The organism is Nostoc sp. FACHB-133, from assembly GCF_014698055.1.
Lineage (GTDB): Bacteria > Cyanobacteriota > Cyanobacteriia > Cyanobacteriales > Nostocaceae > Nostoc.
The window spans coordinates 71,235-93,430 of record NZ_JACJSH010000029.1 but is presented as its reverse complement, the minus strand read 5'-3'; the positions used below and the strand labels follow the sequence as shown (position 1 = coordinate 93,430).

The following is a 22,196-nucleotide window of genomic DNA, read 5'->3' as shown; positions in this document are numbered from 1 at the left end:
CGGTGGAACCACACTGATCCCTTCCCGAACTCAGAGGTGAAACGCTGTTGCGGCAACGATAGTTTAGGGGTCGCCCTACGCAAAAATAGCTCGGTGCCAGGATTTATATTCAACCACAACAACATAAGAAAAGCCTTCTCAAGATTAATTGAGAAGGCTTTTCTTTTTTCACGAACTTATTAGGGCCTCATTCGTCTAATCGTGAGGCTGGAGAAAGATTTCCGTGAGTCGTGCTTCAGGCGTACCTGGTTCTGGCTCGTAGCAATATTCCCAGCGTGCTAGAGACATGAAAATAGATTCCGCTCGTCCCTGAGTTTGCAGACCGAAAACTGTTCCCTTGTCGTACACCAGATTAAACTCTGCATAACAACCTCGACGGTATAGTTGAAACTGGCGCTGGCGACCGCTATACTCTATTTCCTGCCGTCGTTCTACAATGGGCAAATAGGCGGGTAAAAATGCTTGACCGCAAGACTGCACAAAAGCAAAGATATCTTCCCAGTTACGAGATACCATTCCTACTTGCTGACTGTACAGTGCTGCCGGACTATCTGTTTGATCGCCAACATAAAGCTTTCTACTTGCATCTTGATAGTCAAAGAAGATACCGCCAATGCCCCGTTGTTCTTGGCGATGCTTCAAGTAGAAGTATTCATCACACCAGAGTTTGAAAACTGGATAATACTCTGGATGGTGGTCATCATAAGCACGTTTTAACGAGGAGTGAAAGTGAACTGCATCCTCAACAAAGGCATAGGACAGAGTTAAATCAGCACCTCCACCAAACCACCAAATTGGGCCAGCCTCAAAGTAGCGGTAGTTGGTAGTTAAGGTGTACTGTTGGTACATAGGGATTGCGGGGATGTACACCATAGAAGTTCCCGTGGCAAAAAACTTACGTCCAGCCGCTTCTGGTCGTTGAGCCAAAATTGCAGGCGGTAGTCCATTTCCCCAAACTGCGGAAAAGTTCACGCCACCCTGTTCAAACACCCGCCCTTCTCGAATCACGCGGGTACGTCCTTCTCCTCGCTCCCAGTAGTCTTGATGAAAGCGTGCTTCCCCGTCAAGTTGCTCTAAGCCTTTGCAAATCTCATCCTGTAAGTTCTGCATTAATTGCTGCACTCGCTCCCGTGAATCTTTGGGTATCGTGTTGGTAGGTGATGCCAGCAATACTGTGTTATTTGTAGATTCTTGCAGAGAATTATCGGGATGACGACTCATGTTAAAATCTCTGAAATTTACCCTGTAAATATCTATATAGTTATTTAGTTGTTAAAATTAGAGGAGTTTCAAAACTTAATAAATTTAGGACTTATACACGGGTTAGTCTGTAGGGCATTTCCTCTTTTACTGAAGGATTGTAAAGAGGTTTAGCAAAAGAACCATATTTATTATAACTTGATAACTATAGGACTATTTACTTGCTTACCGCATTACACATGGTTAATACCCTACCCAAGCCAGAAATTAAAACCCCCAGCAAAGAAACTGTACTCACCCCCCGGTTTTACACTACAGATTTTGAAACTGCCGCCAACCTGGATTTGTCTGCCCAGGAGACGCAGTTAAAGGCAATGCTGGCAGAAATGCGGACAGACTACAACCGTCATCATTTTGTTCGGGATGAGGTGTTTAACCAATCTTGGGAACACATTGAAGGTGAAGCAAGACAGGCATTTATTGAGTATTTGGAACGCTCTTGCATTTCTGAGTTTTCCGGCTTCTTACTATTCAAAGAACTATCCCGCAAGCTGAAAAATCGCAGTCCACTGCTAGCGGAGATATTTCAACTGATGGCGCGTGATGAAGCTCGCCATGCCGGATTTCTCAATAAAGCAATGGGCGATTTTAAACTCTCCCTGGATTTAGGCAATGTTACTAAAACCCGCACCTATACGTTTTTCCCAATAGAGTGGGTACTTTACACCGTTTACTTATCAGAAAAAATCGGGTACTGGCGTTACATCATTATCTACAGACATCTAGAAAAGCACCCAGAAAACCAATTTTACCCCATCTTCCAATATTTTGAGAGTTGGTGTCAGGACGAAAACCGTCATGGGGATATATTCAAGGCGCTTTTACGTTCTCAACCGCAACTGTGGAACAACTGGAAAGCTAGGTTGTGGAGTCGCTTTTTCTTGTTATCGGTATTTGCTACTCACACTTTGACAGTTCATGAACGGGCTGGTTTTTACACGTCATTGGGACTTGATGCGACGGAATTTGACCGCGAAGTTGTTCGTAACACCAATGAAACTGCGGGCCGAGCTTTTCCTGTAATGTTGAATACCGAACATCCCCAGTTTTTCCCTCGGCTGCAACGCTGTGCGGGCTACAACATGAAAATTGCAGAGATTGAGAGCAGTTCTGTGCCCAAAGTTGTGAAGCTGATTCGCAAACTACCTTTAATTGCAGCAATTGTTTGGAATCTACTGTTGGTTTACCTGATTAAGCCCGTTGATGCTGAGGCTTTGCGGGAAACCGTGCGTTAGATTTGGCACTTATTGATGTAAACTATGTATTCCATGATTCTACAAAATGCGTAGTTTACTGATGTAGGCATCGCCGCAATACGGTTCGGTTAAAATCCCCCCGCCTGCGGCGATCCCCTTAAAAAGGGGGTAAAAGAGGGTTAAAAGCCTCCCTTTTTAAGGGGGTTGGGGGGATCTTCAAAAGATTAGAACGTTAACCGAACCGTATTGGGCATCACCCTCCAAATTCACCAATATATTTCTATTCTGCCTCTGACTTGATTGACACAACCCAGTCCGAATACCATCCAGTGTTTGACAAATACTCACTTGACGTTTTTCGACTCTACCATGCCCTTTACTTATCTGATGACAAGTAAATTCTGGTATAAAATTATTTTTTACATCTTTAAACAAACCCGATTGATTGCCTTTTAAAGCACCGATATAATTATTCTCACTTTCTACAATTAACTGGCAAGTTTTTTTGGGTATTAATAGCATCAAATGCAAAAACTCAAACCAATGAACATACAGCAGTGTTCTTTTGCATGAAGTACAAAGAGCAGACTTTTAGTCACTTTGCTACTCATTTGCTACTCAAAACGGTAGCCTTAAAGAAATACACTATATTTTGGCTATGTTGCCTAAACCCAAGAAATATTGGACACCCCAGCACTGGGCAAGTTGGAAACCCTTTGGTATCGGCGAACAGTACCCTAACAACTACTGGGAGGTTTTTCGAGCAATCTGGCTGTCTCGTGACAAACTACCTTATGCGTGGAATATTCTTGATAAAGGTGTTTGCGATGGTTGCGCTCTCGGAACAACCGGGATGAAGGATTGGACTTTAGATGGCATTCATCTCTGCAATGTCCGGTTGCGGCTGTTGCGGATGAATACTATGCCGGCTTTTGACCCTGTGCTATTGGAGGATGTCTCGCAGTTACAAAAACACAAAAGTGACCAATTACGCGACTTGGGAAGACTTCCTTTCCCGATGATGCGTCAACGAGGGGAAAAAGGCTTTCACCGTATTAGCTGGGATGAAGCTTTAGGGGTAATTTGCGATCGCATCCGCGCCACTACACCAGACCGCCTTAGTTTTTATATTACCAGTCGCGGAACTGTCAACGAAACTTATTATGCCACCCAAAAAGCTGTGCGGGCAATGGGAAGCAATAATATTGATAACGCTGCCCGCATCTGCCATTCTCCCAGTACAGCAGGACTGAAAGCTGCTCTGGGTGCAGGGGCCACCACCTGTTCTTATAAAGACTGGATTGGTACTGATTTATTAGTCTTCATTGGTTCCAACGTTGCCAATAATCAGCCTGTCACCGTTAAGTATCTCCATTACGCCAAAAAAGCTGGCACGAAAATTGTAGTAGTTAACACTTACCGCGAACCAGGAATGGAGCGCTACTGGGTGCCCTCAATTGTGGAAAGTGCCGTTTTCGGTACAAAGTTTGCCGAAGACTTCTTCTTAATTAATATGGGCGGGGATATAGCATTTTTGAATGGCACAATTAAACACATAATTGCTAATAACTGGGTAGACCAGTCATTTATAGATTTACACACAGTTGGCTTTGCCGAACTCAAAACATCTTTAGAAAGCCAATCTTGGGAAGAATTAGAGCGGCTTTCTGGTACATCCCGGGAGCAAATGTACGCCTTTGCCAAAATGGTCAAAGAAGCCAACAAAGCCGTATTTGTTTGGAGTATGGGTATTACCCAGCATGAATGCGGCGAAGATAATGTGCGAAGTATTATCAACTTAGCTCTTACCAAAGGTTTTGTCGGTCGGGAAGGCTGTGGTTTAATGCCAATTCGCGGCCACTCTGGGGTACAGGGTGGGGCAGAAATGGGATGTTACGCCACAGTGTTTCCCGGTGGTAAACCCATTACCCCGGAAAATGCTGCTCAATTGAGTCAGCATTGGGGCTTTAAAGTGCCAGCAAGTAAAGGTTTAATTGCTCCAGAAATGATTAATGCCGCATATCACGGGGAATTAGATGTTTTGTTTTCCGTGGGAGGGAATTTTTTAGAAGTGCTGCCAGAACCGGATTATGTGGAAGCGGCACTGAAGAAAATACCGTTGCGGGTACATACGGATATTGTTCTCTCTAGCCAAATGTTGGTGGAACCTGCTGATACTGTGGTGCTTTTACCTGCGACGACTCGCTACGAAATACCAGGGGGAGTAACAGAAACTAATACTGAACGCCGGGTAATTTTCAGTCCAGAAATTCCAGGGCCACGCATTGGAGAAGCGCGTCCAGAATGGGAAGTTTTTCTAGAATTAGCAAGGCGCGTGCAACCAGATTTGGCAGATAAGTTGGCTTTTGCTGACACAGCTGCTATCCGTCAAGAAATTGCTCAAGTTGTCCCCCAATATGCTGGGATTCAACACTTACAGCAGGCTAGCGATCAATTTCAGTATGGCGGGTCACATTTGTGCTTTGGTTGGAACTTCCCTACGCCCGATGGGAAGGCGCACTTTGGCGTATTATTGCCACGCCAAAGGGAATTACCAGAAGGTTATTTCTTAGTAGCAACGCGCCGAGGCAAGCAATTTAATAGTATGGTACAGGAACGTAAGGATGCAATTACTGGGGCGGTGAGAGAGGCAGTGCTAATAAATGCTGCTGATGCGGCACTGTTGGATTTAAAAGATGGGGATAAGGTAATTCTTAAGAATGAGTTAGGGGAGTTGTTCTGTCAAGTTTATATTGCACCAATTCAGTCAGGAAACTTGCAAGTCCATTGGCCAGAAGGGAATGTGCTACTAGATAAAAGTAAGCGATCGCTAGAAGGGGTTCCTGATTATAATGCGATCGTACGGTTGGAAAAAATCTGAATCAAGTCTAATTTTTTCAGCTTTAACATTTCCACCAGTAAATCCATTAACTTATATCCCTAAACCCCGTATGAAGAATTACACAGCGATCGCATGAAAAACCCTCTCCTGAACTTAAAATTTCTAAGATGGATATAAATGAACTTCTCAAATCTTATGCTGCTGGAGAAAGGAGCTTCCAAAGACTGAATCTGCAAGAAGCAGAATTAACAAATGCCAAACTCATAGGCGCAGATTTTAGCTATGCTGATTTACGTCAAACGCGACTTGGTAAAACTAATCTTAGCCAAGCTTGCTTACGGGAAGCAGACTTGAGTGAATCTATCCTTTGGGGTATAGATTTGAGTGAAGCAGACTTATATCGTGCTGTTCTCCGAGAAGCTGATTTAACGGGTGGAAAACTAGTCAACACACGCTTACAAGAAACAAATTTAATCAAAGCTAGTTTATGTGGTGCTAATTTGCATGGTGCAAACTTATCTGGTTCTCTGTTATTTCAAGCAGACTTACGCCCCAGTTCTGACCAGCGTACAGATTTAGGATATGCAGTTTTGACTGGGGCAGATTTGAGTTATGCTGATCTCAGAGCTGTTTCCTTGCATCACGCCAACTTAAATAAAGCAAAATTATGTCGCGCTAATCTCTCTAAAACAATACTGTGGGGGAACTTAGCGGCGGATTTAAGTGGGGCTAATCTACAATGCGCTGACTTGAGCTATGCAAATCTAGATAGTACTATCTTGCGACAAGCCAATCTGCAAGGTGCTGACTTAACAGGGGCAATTCTTCTAAATGCCGATCTTCAGGGAGCAATCATGCCTGATGGCAAGGTTCATAATTGAGTTATTTGAGAGATGATAAAGTTGAGTTTTTTACATCAATTCTACAAATATTTATTTGAGAAATCTTATTACAACCTTGTTTTTGTAAACATTACTTGGATAAGCTGACAAATTCACTACTCAGTAATATTAAATATCAACTTAATAAATGAATACTTATTAAGTAAGTGTGCTTAATCTTTTTTGCACGGTAGGGTGCGCGAACAAGTAAAAAAAACCACTGTGGACGACCCTAATCATGATTGACTTCCCTTGCAGTAAAAAACACTTGTAATGCCAGCGTTGAGTCCAAAGGGTTTTATTTTTACAAGGCAACAAATGGCATCAAAAGACATCTAGCAGTTGATATACTGGGCTTCCCCTTCTTTACGCATTGCACCAAAGCCAGCATCTCTGATGACCTTGGGTTAATTGAGATGCTCTCAATTAACATTGATTATTTTAAATCCAAACCAATTGAGCTACCGAAGATTACAATCCTCATAGATCACGGCTATCATCCTGAGAAACTTACCCAAGCGTTAGAGCAGATTTATCTTCAAATCATGAGCTTTCATCCAATTTGAACTTTCAGCCAAGCCATCGAAAGCCGAAAAAGAAGCTAATGGGAAATCTGGATTTATGCCTGTTGCCGCTAGATGGGTAATTGAGAGGTCAAACACTTGGGTGGAGCGATGTAAAAGTTTAGTTAAAAATTTTGACCCTATCCAGGTATAACTCAATTGATATCAGGCTATTAACATGATGACAATCAAGGTATAATTTTGTTGAAACGCGATCGCGTTTGTATTTTTAACTTATGAGTCATTGCTCTCCCATCACAATTCTGCTAATTGATGATTGCCCTAGAGATCGGGAAGCATATTGTCGTTTTTTGAAGCAGGACAGGCTGTATACCTATCGTATTTGGGAGTTTGAGACAGCAGCGCAGTCCAGGAAATGGTGTCAACAGGAGATGCCAGATATAATTTTGCTGGATTTTGAGCTGCCTGATGGGGATGGGCTGAAATTTATTCAGCAATTTCGGGAATGCCATAGCAATACCCAAGCTGCTGTGATTCTGCTGGCAGCAGGACAAGGGGATGCAATCATCGCTGTCCGTGCTATGAAAAGTGGTGTCCAAGATTATTTGCTTAAAGATAAACTCACAGCTGAAGTTCTTCAAGGCGCAATTCATCATGCCGTTGAACAGAAACTCATTCACAACATAGATTTGCGAGAAGCAATTTTTAACGAATCTGCTGATGCCATCTTTTTGGTTGATCCACAAACGCTGCTCACCCTGGATTGTAATCGGCGGGCAGTAGAACTGTTTGAGGCGGCTAACAAAACTGAATTGCTCGAGATTAATGGGCAGAAACTCCAGCGCCATCCATTCACCGCCAGCGAAACAGACGCGATCGTGGCAGATATGCAGTTAAAAGGTGTCTGGAGTCGAGAGATTGAATATGTTACTCTCAAAGGTCAGATTTTTTGGGGAAACATAGCAGCTAAACCCATTACTGTAGCCGGACGTACCATGAATCTAGTCCGGGTAACTGATATCAGCGAACGCAAACAAGCCGAGGCACAACTGCGGCAGACGAATGAGCAACTTGCTAACACCAACGTAGAACTTGCCCGTGTCACTCACCTTAAAGACGAATTTCTCGCAAACATGAGCCATGAACTGCGAACACCTCTTAATGCAATTTTGGGGATGTCAGAAGGTTTACAAGAAGGTGTGTTTGGCTCCATCAATGAAAGACAAGTAAAAGCGATCGCCACAATTGAGCGTAGTGGTAGACATTTACTAGAGCTAATTAACGACATTCTAGACCTGTCTAAAATCGAATCTGGCAAATTAGAACTGCAATGGAGTGATGTTTCTGTCAGAAGCCTCTGTGATGCCAGCCTTGTCTTTGTCAAACAGATGGCTTTGAAAAAAAATATTCGTCTTAATATTCATATTGCTGAGAATATTGACAGCATTCAAGTAGACGATCGCCGCCTGCGTCAAGTACTGATCAACCTGTTGAACAACGCTGTCAAGTTCACGCCAGAAGGGGGATCTGTAACCCTAGAAGTCAGGCTAGAAGAAACAGGAGAGGATGGGAGCAAAGGAACAGGGGGAGTAAATTTTCCCTTGTCGCCCTCATTTGCCTCATCTTCCCCAAATCTTTGCTTCTATATTAATGACACCGGCATCGGTATTGCTCCTGAAGAAATTGGCAAGCTGTTTCAGCCCTTCATCCAGCTTGATAGCAGCCTCAACCGCCAGTACAGTGGCACTGGTCTGGGTTTGGCGCTAGTACAGCAGATTATTACCTTACATGGAGGAACAGTCTCAGTTAGCAGTGAAGTTGGCCAGGGAAGTTGCTTCACCATCCGTATTCCCTACCGTACTAATTTACGAACAATACAAGCAACTAATTTATTGCCTAGTTATTGCTTACTTGCTGAGAATGCTCAAGTTTTGATTATCGAAGATTCTGTTGTGGCAGCTGACCAAATTACTCGCTACTTCAGCGAAATGGGAATGGAAACCATCACCTATTCCAAAGGTGAAGGAGCCGTAGAAGAAGTGCTGCGCGTTCAGCCTGGTTTAATTATCCTGGATCTGCAACTACCGAATCTATCGGGTTGGGAGGTACTAAATCAACTCAAGACCAACCCAAAAACCAAAAATATTCCAGCGATTATTATTTCAGTCGTGGATGAGCGTAGCAAAGGATTGGCTCAGGGAGCGTTTGAATATCTAGTCAAACCAATTACCCGCGCTCAACTTCAGGTAACTATAGAGAAACTGCAACATTTTACTGGTTCTGAGTCGCCAAATTTAACTGTATTGCCAAAAGCCGCAAAAAAACCACCTTTGATTTTGCTAGCAGAAGATAATCAAACAAATATTGATACCATGTCCGGTTATCTTGAAAGTCGAGGGTATCATCTCATTTTGGCAAACAATGGACAACAAGCTATTGACCTAGTTAAAGTTCAACGCCCCGACTTAATTGTGATGGACATTCAAATGCCCGAAATGGATGGGTTAGAAGCAATGCGCCGCATCCGTGACGATCAGCAATTTGTAGATATTCCGATTATTGCACTAACGGCGTTAGCTATGCCTGGCGATCGCGAAACTTGTTTAGCCGCTGGAGCCAACGAATATCTTACCAAACCCGTCAAACTCAAGCAGCTTGCACTCACCATTCAACAAGTTTTAGCAAGGTAGCAGAAATTTTTAATGAATACTCAACCTTCTATTTTAGTGATCGATGATGAACCCGATAACTTCGATGTTGTTGAAACCTTGTTGGATAATGAAAACTACGAGCTACACTATGCTTCTAGTGGTCAACAAGCTCTGAATCGTCTCAACAGTCTTCAGCCCGATCTGATTTTGCTGGATGTGATGATGCCTGGCCTAGATGGAATGGAAGTATGCCAACGCATCAAAGCTGATCCACAATGGCAGATAGTGCCAATCATTATGGTGACAGCATTAACTGCTAAAGAAGATTTAGCTCGATGTCTAGCAACAGGCGCAGATGACTTCATTAGTAAACCCATCAACGGCGTGGAATTACGAGCCAGGGTTAATTCCATGTTGCGGATTAAGCAGCAGTACGACAGCCTGCAAGTTTTGCTGCAACTGCGAGAAGATATGGCAAACATGATTGTCCACGATCTCCGAAATTCTCTTACCAGTATTGTCCTCGCGGCTGAAATTCTCCGATTTTGCAATTTGTCACCCGAACTACAACGAGGTAAGGTTGATCAAATTTTATTTGCAGGACAACAGCTACAATCATTGATTAATAGTTTGCTGATCATGGCAAAGCTAGAATCTGGAAAAATGCTTCTCAACTACACAGAAGTAGACCTTTATTTACTCTGTATGTCAGCATTAGCAGATTTTGAAGCGATCGCTACCCAAAAGAACCTGCTTTTGATAGGTGAATTACCTGAACCTGGTGGCATTGTGAAAGTAGATGCAACAATCTTTCGTCGAGTTCTAGATAATTTGCTCTCTAATGCTATTAAGTTCTCCCCATCTCACTCTCAAGTTACCCTACGGGGAGAGTATTTGGCAGCAGGTGGTGCGAAAGTGCAAGTCGCGGATGCAGGCCCTGGAATCCCTGAAGACATAAGAAAAATCATATTCGATAAATATGAAGTTGCAAGTCGGATACCAGATGTTTCGCAAATTGGTTTAGGATTGGCTTTCTGCAAAATGGCAGTCGAGGCACATTCCGGTACAATTACTATCGAAGATAATCATCCAAATGGTAGTGTTTTTACTGTATTTACTCAAAAATAAATTATTAACTCCAAAATTGCTGCATCTAGTCAGATTTTCAATAGGTACTCCTTTTAACTATTAATCAAGTATTTTGTGAGATTAATGTATTATTTTAGTACTATGGGAATCCGGTTTGATTTCTGTTCACGCAGCGTGACGTACCTATATTTACTTGCGTGGGCAGGGAACAGGGAATAGGAAAGAGGGGATAGATCCATACTGAACTGAATCTTGTTCAAAAATCAAAGTGGGTTGCTATAGCGATAACTCAACTACGCTATTATGAAATTTAATAACTAATTAGTTATTAAAAAAATATTTTACCGACTATTAAATCCCCCTATGCCAAAAACTAAGCCACACAAGTCCGATCCAGCTGTTCTTGTGGCAGTTGCTGACTACTTCAAGGTTTTATCAGAGGCAAGTCGGCTACAGATTTTAGCCAGTCTAAAATCAGGGCCAATGAATGTGATGGAAATTGCCGAGGTTACTAACTTAGGTCAGGCAAATCTATCTAAGCATCTGAAAGTGTTAACTCAAGCAGGGATTCTATCTCGTCAGCCCAAAGGCACAAGTGCCTATTACGAGATTGCCGAACCAATGATTTTTGAGCTTTGTGAGTTAGCGTGCGATCGCATTAGTGAACGCGTACAACAGCAGGCTGAAAGCTTGAAAGTCCTTCGAAGCAAAACAGCAGTTTTTTAAAAAATACCTGAAGCCTTAATTGGGTAAAAAAATGCCCTCCTAGCTGCTGGTAGTTAGGGGCACAACAATTATGCCCCTACAAATGATTCATATTCCCTTTAATCTTCGTCAAGGGCTGGGAAAGCTTCTTCAATTTGCCACAACTTATCTTTGTTTTCAACAAACCAAATACGAGTTTCGGGAGTTAATTTACTCCAAATGACTTCAACAGGGATGTGAGGAGATGCATATTGGTACTCCTGACCAAGTGACTTGAGATTGTCTGCCACATCGTGGGGAATTCCGAATTGTTCCCAGTCAACTGTTATATGTCTTCCCGAAACTCCGGCTGTAGGGTCGAAAATCAATTGTGCTGATCTGACTAAATCAGCAAAGTGTTTCGGTTTGAGTTTGGTGATCTCTTGAAGTTGGAGTGATTCGTTATGCTCTTGAGACATTATCGCCGCAGTGGTAAAGATTAGTGGTGTTTGAACTTACTGGCAGAGATTTTGATCCCAATATTTTTACTTTAGCGCAGAGCCGCTAACTTGATCTTGATTTAATCAGACACTGAATTTTCAGACCATCTAGAAAGAAACAATGCGATAGCTGTGCCAACGTCAAGGAAGAACGTACTCATAGCTGTATAATTTGCAGCATTTTTTCGTGTCGGGTGGCAATGCAGTGAAATTACTACTGCTTATGTCTCGTTTTTAGGTTATAAAAAAGACGGTTATTTTAAAGTTTTTGAAATTTTTCGCTAGTCTGTAGAGGCTAGATTCTTTACTGAAATAGCAAATAAGAATTATCAAGCTGCACTACGCCAGTAAGTATGGCTGCGCGAACACAAATTAAAGTGGATTCCTTTAAGATACAAAACTATTGCTATATCTATTGCAGTTTAGCTTAGGTAAATGCCAAAATGTAAATACATTTTTCCCAGTCAAACAATAGGATAAAACAATGAGTATGAACGTAAAATTACTAGAATTATCTGGAATTTTAGATGGTATTAGAGGTAATGAACTGCGTCGTGAAGTTAACGATATTCTGCTAACTGGAGCCGATATATTGTTACTTGATATGAAAGAAGTAAAGTTTATCGATAGCTCTGGTTTAGGTGCTTTAGTCTCGGCAATGCAAATGGCGCGAAATGCTAATACTAAACTTTTTGTTTGTTCAATCAGCGATCAAGTCAGAATGTTATTTGAATTGACTAAAATGGATAGAATTTTTCAAACCTTTGCTGACCAAGATGAATTCAATCGCCAAGTATTGGCAACACAGTAAGCTCCTAGACTATCCTAAATTTGAATCTGCACACTTGACTATACTAACCAAAGTTAACTTTTACCAAAGAGAAATCATCATCAAGATTATCTTGATAATTTAAGGTAATAATGTTCGCTAATAGTTGATTTAGAACACAGGGATCTTTTAGACTATGTTTAGTTAGTAAGTCAATGAAAGCATCAATACCCCAAAATTTACCATCTGACTGATTAATTTCATAAACACCATCACTAAAAATGTATAAAATACTGTTCTCTTCGATCTGAAAAATAGCATCTTCAAATTGGACATCAGGTAAAAAGCCAATTGGGAGATCCAAAGAACTTAGCTGTTTAACTTGGATACTTGTTGTAGAGGTATTCGATAAGAGTAAAGCTGGTGGATGTCCGGCGTTGGCGTAAATAAGTTGACGTTTCAGGCGGTGATAAACTCCATACCAAATTGTGAAGTATTTATCACCGTGCTTTGTCATTTGAAAGGCGTGATTGAGCGCTTTTAGGACTTCACTTGGTTGACAAAAGTTGGTGTTTGGTAAAGATTGCGATCGCAAAATATTCAGCACGGATACAGATAGGAGGGCTGAACCCACCCCATGACCTGATACATCCAACAAATAAATTGCCAAATTATCCTCGTCGATCCAATAATGGTCAAAGCAATCACCCCCTAACTGTGCTGAGGGAATAAACAGATTTTCTGTAGTTACCGCTCCTAGGAGCGGTGAGGGTAAGAGCGATCGCACATAATCAGCAGCCTCAGCTAATTCTGCATCCAAAATTTGCTTCTGGGTTTGTAAATCTTGATTTAGTATCTCCAAAACTTCTTTTTGACTTTGTAAATCCTGATTTAACTGGTGTAATCTTAGTCCTGCTCTTACCCGCGCTTTCAATTCATTCATCTCTATTGGTTTAGAGATAAACTCATCTGCTCCAGCGTCAAGTCCTCTAACTCGATCTTCCTCCTCTCCTCGAGCTGCTCCCCTAGCCGTTAATAGAATAAAAAAAGTGGTTGCTAACTCTGGATCTGTTCTAATTCGACGACATACTTCTAGCCCATCTACCTCAGACATCATCCAGTCACAGATAATCAGAGCAGGACGTAGTAATTGTGCTTGTCTAATTCCTTCCTCGCCATTTTTGGCGACACTGGTATCATAACCTTGATTTTGGAGTGTTTTTTTCAGTACTGTTCGCACTATAGGGTCATCATCAATAACCAAAATTTTAAACATAAATTAAAGTTTACTAAGTAGATTGAAGAAGAAGTCATAATGGACTACGCGTAGCTTGCTTCGACCTGGAATTACGCTAACAGGAGCGTCTCCGGTTCCGCTTCGCCTCCGGTCAGAATCAATTTATTTGGGGATACCTTGCGGGCATCTTGCTACATACCCTCGACTCATTGTTCGCGCAGCATCCCGCAGGCTTGACGCTGTGCTATTGGCTCTTTCGGTCAGAATTCATCTGAATTCTGATTCCTGAATTATGTTTCGGTTAAAAGGAAGTAATTGCTCTAATTCAACTTATATGCAATTTAGTTTTAAATGTATAGTGAAAATACTCAAATTAAATAAATTAAATACGAATAGGATCGTCTCAAAATATTTTATTGGTTAAGAAGTGAAAAATAAAATTTATCTAAAAGTCAATACAGACCTTACAGCATCGCCTCAAGTATTATTTTGGTTCGATCAGATGAATTACCCACCTATTCCTGACAAAGAAATTTGGTGGCAATGTCAAACACTGTTGATAGAAGGCTTTACTAACATTGTTGAACATGCACACAAAAACTTACCTATTGAAACTCCTATTGAAATAGAAGCTATACGGGTAAATAAATATATAGAAATTCGTATTTGGTCTCAAGGTGAGCCATTTGACTTAGAGCAGAAATTGCGGCAAATATCTGAATTTGATGAGAATGAGCAAGACCGGGGGCGGGGTTTAAAAATTATGTCTGCCATTGCCGACAAATTGAGTTATGAGCCAACAGCAGACAATCGTTACTGTTTATTTATTAGTAAATATTATTAATCCTCTGATCTAAGCTTTACTAGCTGTTAGCTTAATTATTAGCCATAAGCAAAAACATCCTAAAGGGCTTTCTACAGAGAAACTCAATGTTTTACCAACTTTTCCAACAATCCCTCAATCAATGCAGATAGTTATCGATTTGATTCGGTCGCTGTTAAAGAATTAAAGCTTGAAATTAACGTGATATTTTTATACCAGAACTATCTTGTGATTAAAAACTCTTGGATACATTTAACAAACTCTTCTAACTCTGAGATTAAGTGAGTAGTACCTCGACGTTCTTGATTGTGAGCTAATTTTTCTAACTTTTGTGCTGCTAAATGCATAGTTGTAGCTCCAATATTGGCACTAGCACCTTTAATTTGATGGGTTTGGAGCGCTAGTTGCTCATAGTCACTATCTGCGATCGCTATTTTAATGATCTCTAAACGAGGTTGCATATCTTCAACAAATATTTGCAGTAGTTCTAATTCAAATTCTGGGTTGTTTTCCGAGAGTTGATGCAAGCGTTCCCAATCAATTAGGAGGTCAACTGAACCTATATCTGTTGTAGAAACTTTCTGCTCTAAAACATATATTTCTTTTGCCTGGAATATCACACTTCCCCAACGCTGTAGTGCCGCCGCTAATTTCTCTTTGATTACTGGCTTACTTAGATAATCGTCCATTCCTGCATCTATACACATCTGTTGATCTTCTTTCATCGCATTAGCTGTCATCGCAATTACTACAGGGCGACGATTATTGACAAAGCTGCTTTCTTGCCAACGATGAATTTCTTTTGTAGTTTCTAAACCATCGAGAACAGGCATTTGGCAATCCATCAAAATTAAATCGTAGGGGATTTTTTCTAATAGCTGCAAAACTTCTTTCCCATTACCAGCAACATCTGCGCTATAACCTAGGCTTTGGAGTTGCTTCAAAGCAACTTTCTGATTCACCAGATTATCTTCAGCTAAGAGAATTCTTAATTTGTGGAAGTCACGAGCCAGAAGACGGGAGCTAGGAGAATGCTCGTTGCTGTTATTTTCGTAATCTTTTAGTTTTAACTCTTGACTTCTGACTTCTGTCTCCTCGTTTATCTGCGTTCCTAAGATAATCATGATGGTATCGAGGAGTCGGGATGGCTTAACAGGTTTGACCAAATAAGCCGCAAATCCTATTTTTAGCGCTCGTTGGATTTCATAGCGTTGATTAGTAGAGGTAAGCATAATCAAAGGTAGCCCAGCGATGGCTGAATTTGCTTTAATTTGCTCTCCTAAGGTCATGCCATCTATTTCTGGCATCTGCATATCAATCACAGCAAGGTCATAGAGATTTTTTTGCTTTGCAGCCTCCTCAATAGCTTTGAGGGCAATAGTAGCCGAAGCAGCCTGATCTACTAACATTCCCCAACGCGTAGCTTGATAGTGGATAATTTTGCGATTAGTAGCATTGTCATCCACCACTAACAAGCGCCGATTAGTCAGAAGTTCGCGTTCGCTTTCTGAGGAAACAGGGTGAAGTTGCTGGGCAAGAGTTACTTCAAACCAAAATTTAGATCCTTTGCCCAACCGACTTTCTACGCCAATTTCTCCTCCCATCAAGCTTACCAGTTGCTTGCAGATGGCTAATCCCAAACCTGTGCCGCCATACTTGCGGGTGGTCGAAGCATCTACTTGGGTGAATGGGGTAAAGAGTTTGCATTGGTCTTCAGAGGTAATGCCAAGACCGGTATCTGTGATGGCAAAATAAATGGTGGCTGTAGTAGAGGAAAGCGTTCGCAATTCTGCTCGGACTACTACCTCTCCATTGCTGGTGAACTTGATCGCATTGCTGATCAGGTTCATCAGAATTTGCCGCAAGCGGCCAGCATCGCCTTGGAGTTGGGTGGGAACGTTGGGATAGATTAAGGCTGCAATTTCTAATCCTTTATTATGGGCTGAGGGAGCTAATAATTCCAACACCTCTTCTAGACAGGTAGATAAGTCAAAATCTAGAGTTTCTAGTGCCATTTCCCCAGCCTCAAGTTTGGACAAATCCAAAATTTCGTTGATGAGGCTTAAAAGAGCATCTCCACTAATACGAATAGTTTCGATAAAATCCTGTTGCTCCGAGTTTAGGGGAGTTTCTAACATTAAACCTGTCATCCCCAGCACAGCATTCATTGGAGTCCGAATTTCATGACTCATGTTTGCTAAAAAGGCACTTTTGGTTTTAGAAGCTAATTCAGCTTGATGACGAGCAACTTCAAGTTCTCTTCGCTGTTGAGTTTCTGCATATAACATTTGGGCTTGGGCTAAGGCAATACCTACTTGATCGGCTATTTGTCGTAAAAGATGAGTTTCAAAGCTAGACCACTGGCGGGAACTGCCACACTGATGGACAATCAGCAAACCGCAGAGTTCTTCTTTGACAAGAATGGGTATGACTAAATTGGATTTGACCCCAAATTGTTGCAGTAATTCTATATGCCTTTTTTGAATTTCCACTATATCTAAGTCAGCAAGCTCTAGATTCCGTTTTTGACGATATTGCTGTAGATAGTACTGTTGTGTATATTCCGCTTGAAAATAAGAATCAGTGAGCTTGTTCTCTTTAATTGTCAACCAGCCAGAAACTACTGCCTCAACCACAGTGCTTCCAGAGCCATCTGTCAAAGGTTGATAAATCAAAACTCGATCGCTGTGGAGAATTTTTTGTACCTCCGTAACACTGACTTGGAGAATTTCTTGGATTTTCAAAGACTGACGAATCTTAAGGGTGATTTCAGTAAATAGTTGCGATCGCAAATTTTGGCGTTGGAGTTCTTCTTCTGCCTGCTTGCGCTCAATAAACTGCCCTACTTGCTCACCAATAGAATTCATGACTTTTGCCAAATCTGGGTCAGGTTGCTGGATTTCATGGCTAAAGCAGCTAATGACACCAAGGATGTTTTTACCACTATGAATTGGAAAACCAAAAGCTCCGTGTAGTTCCGCTTGGGCAGCGATTTGAGAGCGAATGAAATCCTTATCTTTAACTACATCAACAATCCAAACAGGTTCAGCACTCACCCAGACACGACCAGGCAGACCAATTCCTGGTGCAAAGCTGATCTGCTGACTAAGGATTTCAAATTCTTGCATTCCTGAAGATATTTTATACCATGAATTCAGTAAAGATAGTAGATTCACTCGCTGATTTACCATCCAAATTTCACTTAGATCCCATTCCAAACTCTCGCAGATTCCTTGCAGGATTTGGGGCATAGCTTCACTGATTGTAGTTGACTCTGCTAAGACGCGCGTTGTAGAGTACTGGGCTTTGAGGTGCTGTTCTGCTCGTTTGCGTAAACGAAGCTCGTCGTAGGCATCGCTAATGTCAATACCTGTAGCAACAATGTATTCAACGCAACCCTCATCATCTTGCAAAATAGCATTAGCCCATGAAATCAGCCGCAGACTGCCATCCTTTGCTACCCAATAATTTTCATATTCTTTGGGCGCTTCACCATTTCGCAACTGTTCAAAAACTGCTTTAACCGATTCTACCTGTTCAGGAATGAGAAACAGGTTCCAGAAATGCCTTCCTCTCACCTCATCAAATGAGTAACCAGTTGTTTGTTCACAAGCTTGATTGAAGCGAACGATTTGCCCTTGTGTATCCAGAACTATTACTAAAGCGCTAGCTGTATCAAGAACTGCTGAAATAAAGTTGCGTTCTTGGTTTAGCGTTTCCTCTGTTAATTTACGTTCTTTTACCTCACGATAAATGAAGTAGTAGACTATGCACAGAGTGATAAAACTTAGGCAAATAGCGATCGCAAGTGTCAAAACTGTGTTGTTTGCACTGGCTTTTGCAGCTTGTGACTGCTGTTGAAGCAACCTTTTATCCTCATTCTCGATCTCATGGATGACCTTGCGGATATCATCCATAATATATTTTCCCTGATTTGTCTGGATTACCTGCAACGCTGCCTCGAATCCCTGATTTTGACGCAGGTATATAGTCTGCTTGAGTATGGCAAATTTTGCAGCTATCAGAGATTCAAGGGCGGCAAACTGCTTTTGTTGGCTAGGTTGATCTGCGATTAAATCCTTCAGTTCTACAATTTTTTGATCGATGTTTGCAACTACTGCTTGATAAGGTTCCAGATAACTTTCTTGTCCAGTCAGGATATAACCGCGTTGTCCAGTCTCAGCATCCTTCATCTCGGACAGTAATTCTTCTAGCTTATTGATTTTATCTTGGGTTTTTTGTACCTGATTACTAGCATCAATCAATATGCGTGTATTTTGATAAGAAATCATGCCAATCAAAACTAAAATTGCCGATGCTAACCCAAACCCTCCGGCTACTGTTTTAAAAAATTGTTTGCGTCCCTTGTGTGCCTGTTTGCGTGTATGAGTGACCAATACCAAACTTGCTAAGTTACGCCGTATTTCTAATTGCTTGATTACCTGGCGACCGATAATTCGCAATGCTTCAACTTGTTCTGGAGAGAGCTTTCTTGGTACACGGTCAATTACACAAAGTGTTCCTAGTGCATATCCTTCAGGGTTAGTTAGCGGTACACCAGCATAAAATCGAATATTTGGGTCAGAAGTGACTAGCGGGTTTGTCGCAAACCTTTCGTCAAGTGTTGCATCAGGCACAACAAAAACTTCCGGTTGCATAATAGCATGGGCGCAGAATGCCAAATCTCGCGGTGTTTCTAGGGCTTCCATTCCAACTTTCGATTTGAACCACTGGCGATCGCTATCAATTAAACTGATTAAGGCAATAGGAGTGCCACAAATATATGAGGCTAAACGGGTAAGATCGTCAAAGGCAGCTTCCGAACGAGTATCGAGGATCTTATACTCCAAGAGAGATTCGATTCGCTGTATTTCGTTATCGGGTAATGGTGCTTTCATTCTTCAGCCTTATCAGTGACTACTAAAATTTGACTCGCAACTGTCCTGTCAAGGAATTACCACCGTAAGCACTTCCCCCGGTTTCTTGATTTCGGACATTACTAAAGCTATAGCCAAGGTCTGCTTCTATATTTGGTGAAACCTTTACCGTACAGCGTGTTTGATAGGTATTGGCGTTATCAAATTCTCCTTTAAGTCGCTGCTGTCCTAAGTTGGCAGCGAGGCGACAGCGTAAGAAATTAGCAATATCTCCTTCCCAAGCCACCTCAGCGTTGTAAACCAGGAAATCTGGTGGGGAAAAATAGCCACTTGTGCGTTCTAAATCGCGATTGAAACTCAAATTGAATAAGTTAGCTGCCAGAGAAAACTGTCCGAACTTGCGTTCTAGCCGACTAAATGACTGCACCTCGGAATTACCATCGTTGTAACTACCTAAACGCAATGATGAAAACAAGCTGGTGTTACCGTCAATTTGCCAGTATAAATCAGGTCCAAATCGCCAAGCAGTAATTTGATTTTCTAAAGTTCGGGCATTGGATTTATAAGGGCCTTGTTCTAAATTACCTGATAGTACTACTACCGATAGCAATCGACCTAATGAGGAAACTTGCGGTGGCGAAATGGGAGTCTCCACCTTAGCATTGAGATTGATAGCTGTAGGTAAACGATTGAAGATATCGACTCCGGCTGCTGTTTGCAGAGTCACTTGACCAATTTTTCCTTGCCATCCAACTTGCAAGGGAAAATTCGTAATTGATTCAACACCGCGTTGTTCAAATAAGTTAAAACCTGTTTTCACAAATATTTTATTGCCATTACTCAATCGAAACTGAACCGTTGGTTCAAAAAAGAAATTGGTTTGACCAAAGTTATCTGTGTCATAGCGATAGTCCGTATGAATGCTTTCCAAAACTGCATCCGGCGTTCTTGGTTCGGTGGAAGTTTTTGGTGGACTAGAATTCTGCGGGGGTTCGGGTAGCGCTGGCCGTAATTGCAAATCAGGATTGAAGTTTTCGGGTGCCGCCATCAAAATAGGTGTTGGCTCAGGATTTACTTTGCTGACTCCCTCAATCAATTCTGAAGGTGATTTCCAGGTCTGATGTGCTTGGGCAGCTTGTAACTTAGCTTCTGATAATGTCCAAATACCTACGCTACAGATTACTCCCAATTGAATCTGTAGGCATCTCCAAATCAACCCAGTGTACGAACTATGTGGAGAAATAAAGAAATAAAGTATAAAATTATCTGCCATAGGTCAATACTATAGTTGTAAATAAAAAACTTGCTGCCAAAGAGTTTTCTGGCTGCTAGCTCATGTATTCAGCTTGGAATTATGATGCCCAAAATATATGCTTGTTAAGACATGGCAAAGAAAAAAGGTATTAATTTTATATACCTGCCCCTTGACTGTCTAATTAGTATTTTTTGCAAGAGCATCTTGCAATTTTTAATTAATAATTTTTAATTGGAGCGTACTCTTAGATCGAAACAAGCTAGCAAGAGCGTCTCGTAGAGAAGCGACTTGACTGCTCAATGACAGCAACGAGAATAAGCCCAGATTGCCCTCAATACTTGGCGGTTAAGGAGAAAAGGGGAAAGAAAAACCTTTAATCCAAACCTAGTAACCTTTTCCCCAAACAAAATTTTAGTTTAAAATCCAAAACTCGAGCAGTATTAGGTTCTATAAATAGCTATGCCCCACTATTAGAAGTATGTTCTGAGAAAAGTTTAAGGGAACAAGGGTAAGGGATGAATTTAAACCCTTACCCTTTTCCTTTAACCGAGAAGTATTGCCTTGAGTCCTATTGGTAATTCAAGATAGTTAGCAGATTTTTGAGATTAGGCGGGATATTCTGGTGAATAGTTACTGTGATTTTGACCCACTACCAACTGTTGTTTTTGAGTCTGCTGTTGCCATTTCAGAGTTTTCAGTATTGTCAACCTCAAGAGATCGGAGTAATTCTCGAATTACGTCTGTTGCTGGTCTTCCTGTCAAAGCACAGTAGTGTTCAAGTTTCTTCATTTCCTCAGCGGTGAGATTTACTGTTAGCCGTTTAACAGCCCATTTTTTATTCATAATCCTCTTTTTTCTTTCAAGTTTTGCTTTTTGTCGAAATCACCAAGCCATTATGATTGTTCCCGTAATGCATAGCCTACACCACGGACTGTATGAATCAAACGCTTTTCATTATTCTCTTCCAATTTGAGTCGCAGATAACGAATATATACTTCAATAATATTAGAATCACCCATGAAATCGTAACCCCAAACTTTCTCTAAAATTTGATCTCTAGTAAACACCTGACGGGGATGTGAGAGGAGATATTCTAATAAGTCAAACTCTTTTGCTGTTAACTCAATGGTTCGTTTTTCCCGAAAAACTTCACGGGTGCGGCGATTTAAGCTTAAATCTTCAAATTGCAGCAAATCTTCGGCTGTTTCTTGCGTGCGGCGCAGATGGGCGCGAATTCTAGCGAGTAATTCCTCAATGCTGAAGGGCTTAACTACATAATCATCGGCTCCCGCATCTAATCCGGCGACGCGATCGCTCACTTCATCTTTTGCTGTCAATAAAATTACTGGTACTGTACTACCTGTTGCTCGCAAACGGCGACAAATTTCTAAACCTGTTAAACCTGGTAACATCCAATCCAGAATCGCTAAATCTGGCGATGAGTCTCGCGCTAGGGTGAGACCGGCAATCCCATCATGAGCTACACTTACTTGGTATCCTTCGCTACTTAGCTCTAATTCGACAAATCGTGCTAGTTTGACTTCATCTTCCACCAAAAGGATATGTGCTGTCATCAGTTTGCTCCTGCTGCCTCCTCTGTCTTCTGTT

The 22,196-nt window shown here is 41.5% G+C and carries 16 protein-coding genes and 1 rRNA gene; 9 read left to right on the top strand and 8 right to left on the bottom strand.

The window, feature by feature from the left end; translation table 11 throughout:
- A 5S ribosomal RNA gene (rrf, locus tag H6G86_RS22540) occupies positions 1-102 on the top strand; the annotation flags it as partial.
- 93 nt (positions 103-195) lie between these two features.
- Here the strand turns inward: rrf and hemF are convergent.
- Positions 196-1,221: an oxygen-dependent coproporphyrinogen oxidase gene (gene hemF / locus H6G86_RS22535; RefSeq protein ID WP_190936176.1), complete on the bottom strand. Its 1,026-nt coding sequence runs from the start codon at positions 1,219-1,221 to the stop codon at positions 196-198.
- 218 nt (positions 1,222-1,439) lie between these two features.
- Between hemF and acsF the strand changes: the two genes are divergently transcribed.
- Positions 1,440-2,495 carry a magnesium-protoporphyrin IX monomethyl ester (oxidative) cyclase gene (gene acsF / locus H6G86_RS22530; RefSeq protein ID WP_190936175.1) on the top strand — a complete coding sequence of 352 codons (1,056 nt, stop codon included), beginning with the start codon at positions 1,440-1,442 and terminating at the stop codon, positions 2,493-2,495.
- Between the two features lie 177 nt (positions 2,496-2,672).
- Here the strand turns inward: acsF and H6G86_RS22525 are convergent, their stop codons facing one another.
- The gene (locus tag H6G86_RS22525) at positions 2,673-2,978 is read right to left on the bottom strand and encodes a hypothetical protein (protein ID WP_190936174.1); all 306 of its coding nucleotides are present in this window, start codon (positions 2,976-2,978) and stop codon (positions 2,673-2,675) included.
- Positions 2,979-3,114: 136 nt separating this feature from the next.
- On the opposite strand from H6G86_RS22525, the gene H6G86_RS22520 reads away from it, so the two are divergent.
- The 5 genes from H6G86_RS22520 to H6G86_RS22495 all read left to right on the top strand — a co-directional run bounded on the left by H6G86_RS22520 (position 3,115) and on the right by H6G86_RS22495 (position 11,169).
- Positions 3,115-5,337: an FdhF/YdeP family oxidoreductase gene (locus H6G86_RS22520; protein WP_190936173.1), complete on the top strand. Its 2,223-nt coding sequence runs from the start codon at positions 3,115-3,117 to the stop codon at positions 5,335-5,337.
- 128 nt (positions 5,338-5,465) lie between these two features.
- Complete coding sequence (gene hetL / locus H6G86_RS22515; RefSeq protein ID WP_190936172.1) at positions 5,466-6,179, top strand: heterocyst differentiation pentapeptide repeat protein HetL; 714 nt, start codon at positions 5,466-5,468, stop codon at positions 6,177-6,179.
- 799 nt (positions 6,180-6,978) lie between these two features.
- Positions 6,979-9,393 carry a response regulator gene (locus H6G86_RS22505; RefSeq protein WP_190936171.1) on the top strand — a complete coding sequence of 805 codons (2,415 nt, stop codon included), beginning with the start codon at positions 6,979-6,981 and terminating at the stop codon, positions 9,391-9,393.
- A 12-nt stretch (positions 9,394-9,405) separates the two neighbouring features.
- On the top strand, positions 9,406-10,482 hold the full coding sequence (locus H6G86_RS22500) for a hybrid sensor histidine kinase/response regulator (protein ID WP_190936170.1): 1,077 nt from the start codon (positions 9,406-9,408) through the stop codon (positions 10,480-10,482).
- Positions 10,483-10,806: 324 nt separating this feature from the next.
- Positions 10,807-11,169, top strand: coding sequence for an ArsR/SmtB family transcription factor (locus H6G86_RS22495; RefSeq protein ID WP_163929547.1), 363 nt, complete (start codon positions 10,807-10,809; stop codon positions 11,167-11,169).
- A 98-nt stretch (positions 11,170-11,267) separates the two neighbouring features.
- On the opposite strand, the gene H6G86_RS22490 is transcribed toward H6G86_RS22495, so the two are convergent.
- Entirely contained in the window at positions 11,268-11,606 is a 339-nt protein-coding gene (locus tag H6G86_RS22490; protein ID WP_163929548.1) for a hypothetical protein, read from the bottom strand.
- 505 nt (positions 11,607-12,111) lie between these two features.
- On the opposite strand from H6G86_RS22490, the gene H6G86_RS22485 reads away from it, so the two are divergent.
- Positions 12,112-12,438: an STAS domain-containing protein gene (locus H6G86_RS22485; RefSeq protein ID WP_190936169.1), complete on the top strand. Its 327-nt coding sequence runs from the start codon at positions 12,112-12,114 to the stop codon at positions 12,436-12,438.
- Between the two features lie 43 nt (positions 12,439-12,481).
- Here the strand turns inward: H6G86_RS22485 and H6G86_RS22480 are convergent, their stop codons facing one another.
- Entirely contained in the window at positions 12,482-13,672 is a 1,191-nt protein-coding gene (locus tag H6G86_RS22480; protein ID WP_190936168.1) for a SpoIIE family protein phosphatase, read from the bottom strand.
- A 388-nt stretch (positions 13,673-14,060) separates the two neighbouring features.
- Between H6G86_RS22480 and H6G86_RS22475 the strand changes: the two genes are divergently transcribed.
- Positions 14,061-14,477 (top strand): ATP-binding protein, encoded by a 417-nt coding sequence (locus H6G86_RS22475; RefSeq protein ID WP_190936167.1) that lies wholly within the window; start codon positions 14,061-14,063, stop codon positions 14,475-14,477.
- Between the two features lie 200 nt (positions 14,478-14,677).
- Here the strand turns inward: H6G86_RS22475 and H6G86_RS22470 are convergent, their stop codons facing one another.
- From H6G86_RS22470 to H6G86_RS22455, 4 genes are all read right to left on the bottom strand, one after another.
- Positions 14,678-19,354, bottom strand: coding sequence for a GAF domain-containing protein (locus H6G86_RS22470; RefSeq protein ID WP_190936166.1), 4,677 nt, complete (start codon positions 19,352-19,354; stop codon positions 14,678-14,680).
- A 22-nt stretch (positions 19,355-19,376) separates the two neighbouring features.
- Entirely contained in the window at positions 19,377-20,606 is a 1,230-nt protein-coding gene (locus tag H6G86_RS22465) for a hypothetical protein (RefSeq protein ID WP_190936165.1), read from the bottom strand.
- Positions 20,607-21,218: 612 nt separating this feature from the next.
- Positions 21,219-21,431 (bottom strand): ribbon-helix-helix protein, CopG family, encoded by a 213-nt coding sequence (locus H6G86_RS22460; protein ID WP_190936164.1) that lies wholly within the window; start codon positions 21,429-21,431, stop codon positions 21,219-21,221.
- Between the two features lie 50 nt (positions 21,432-21,481).
- Entirely contained in the window at positions 21,482-22,162 is a 681-nt protein-coding gene (locus H6G86_RS22455; RefSeq protein ID WP_163929555.1) for a response regulator transcription factor, read from the bottom strand.
- Between the last annotated feature and the right edge of the window lie 34 nt (positions 22,163-22,196).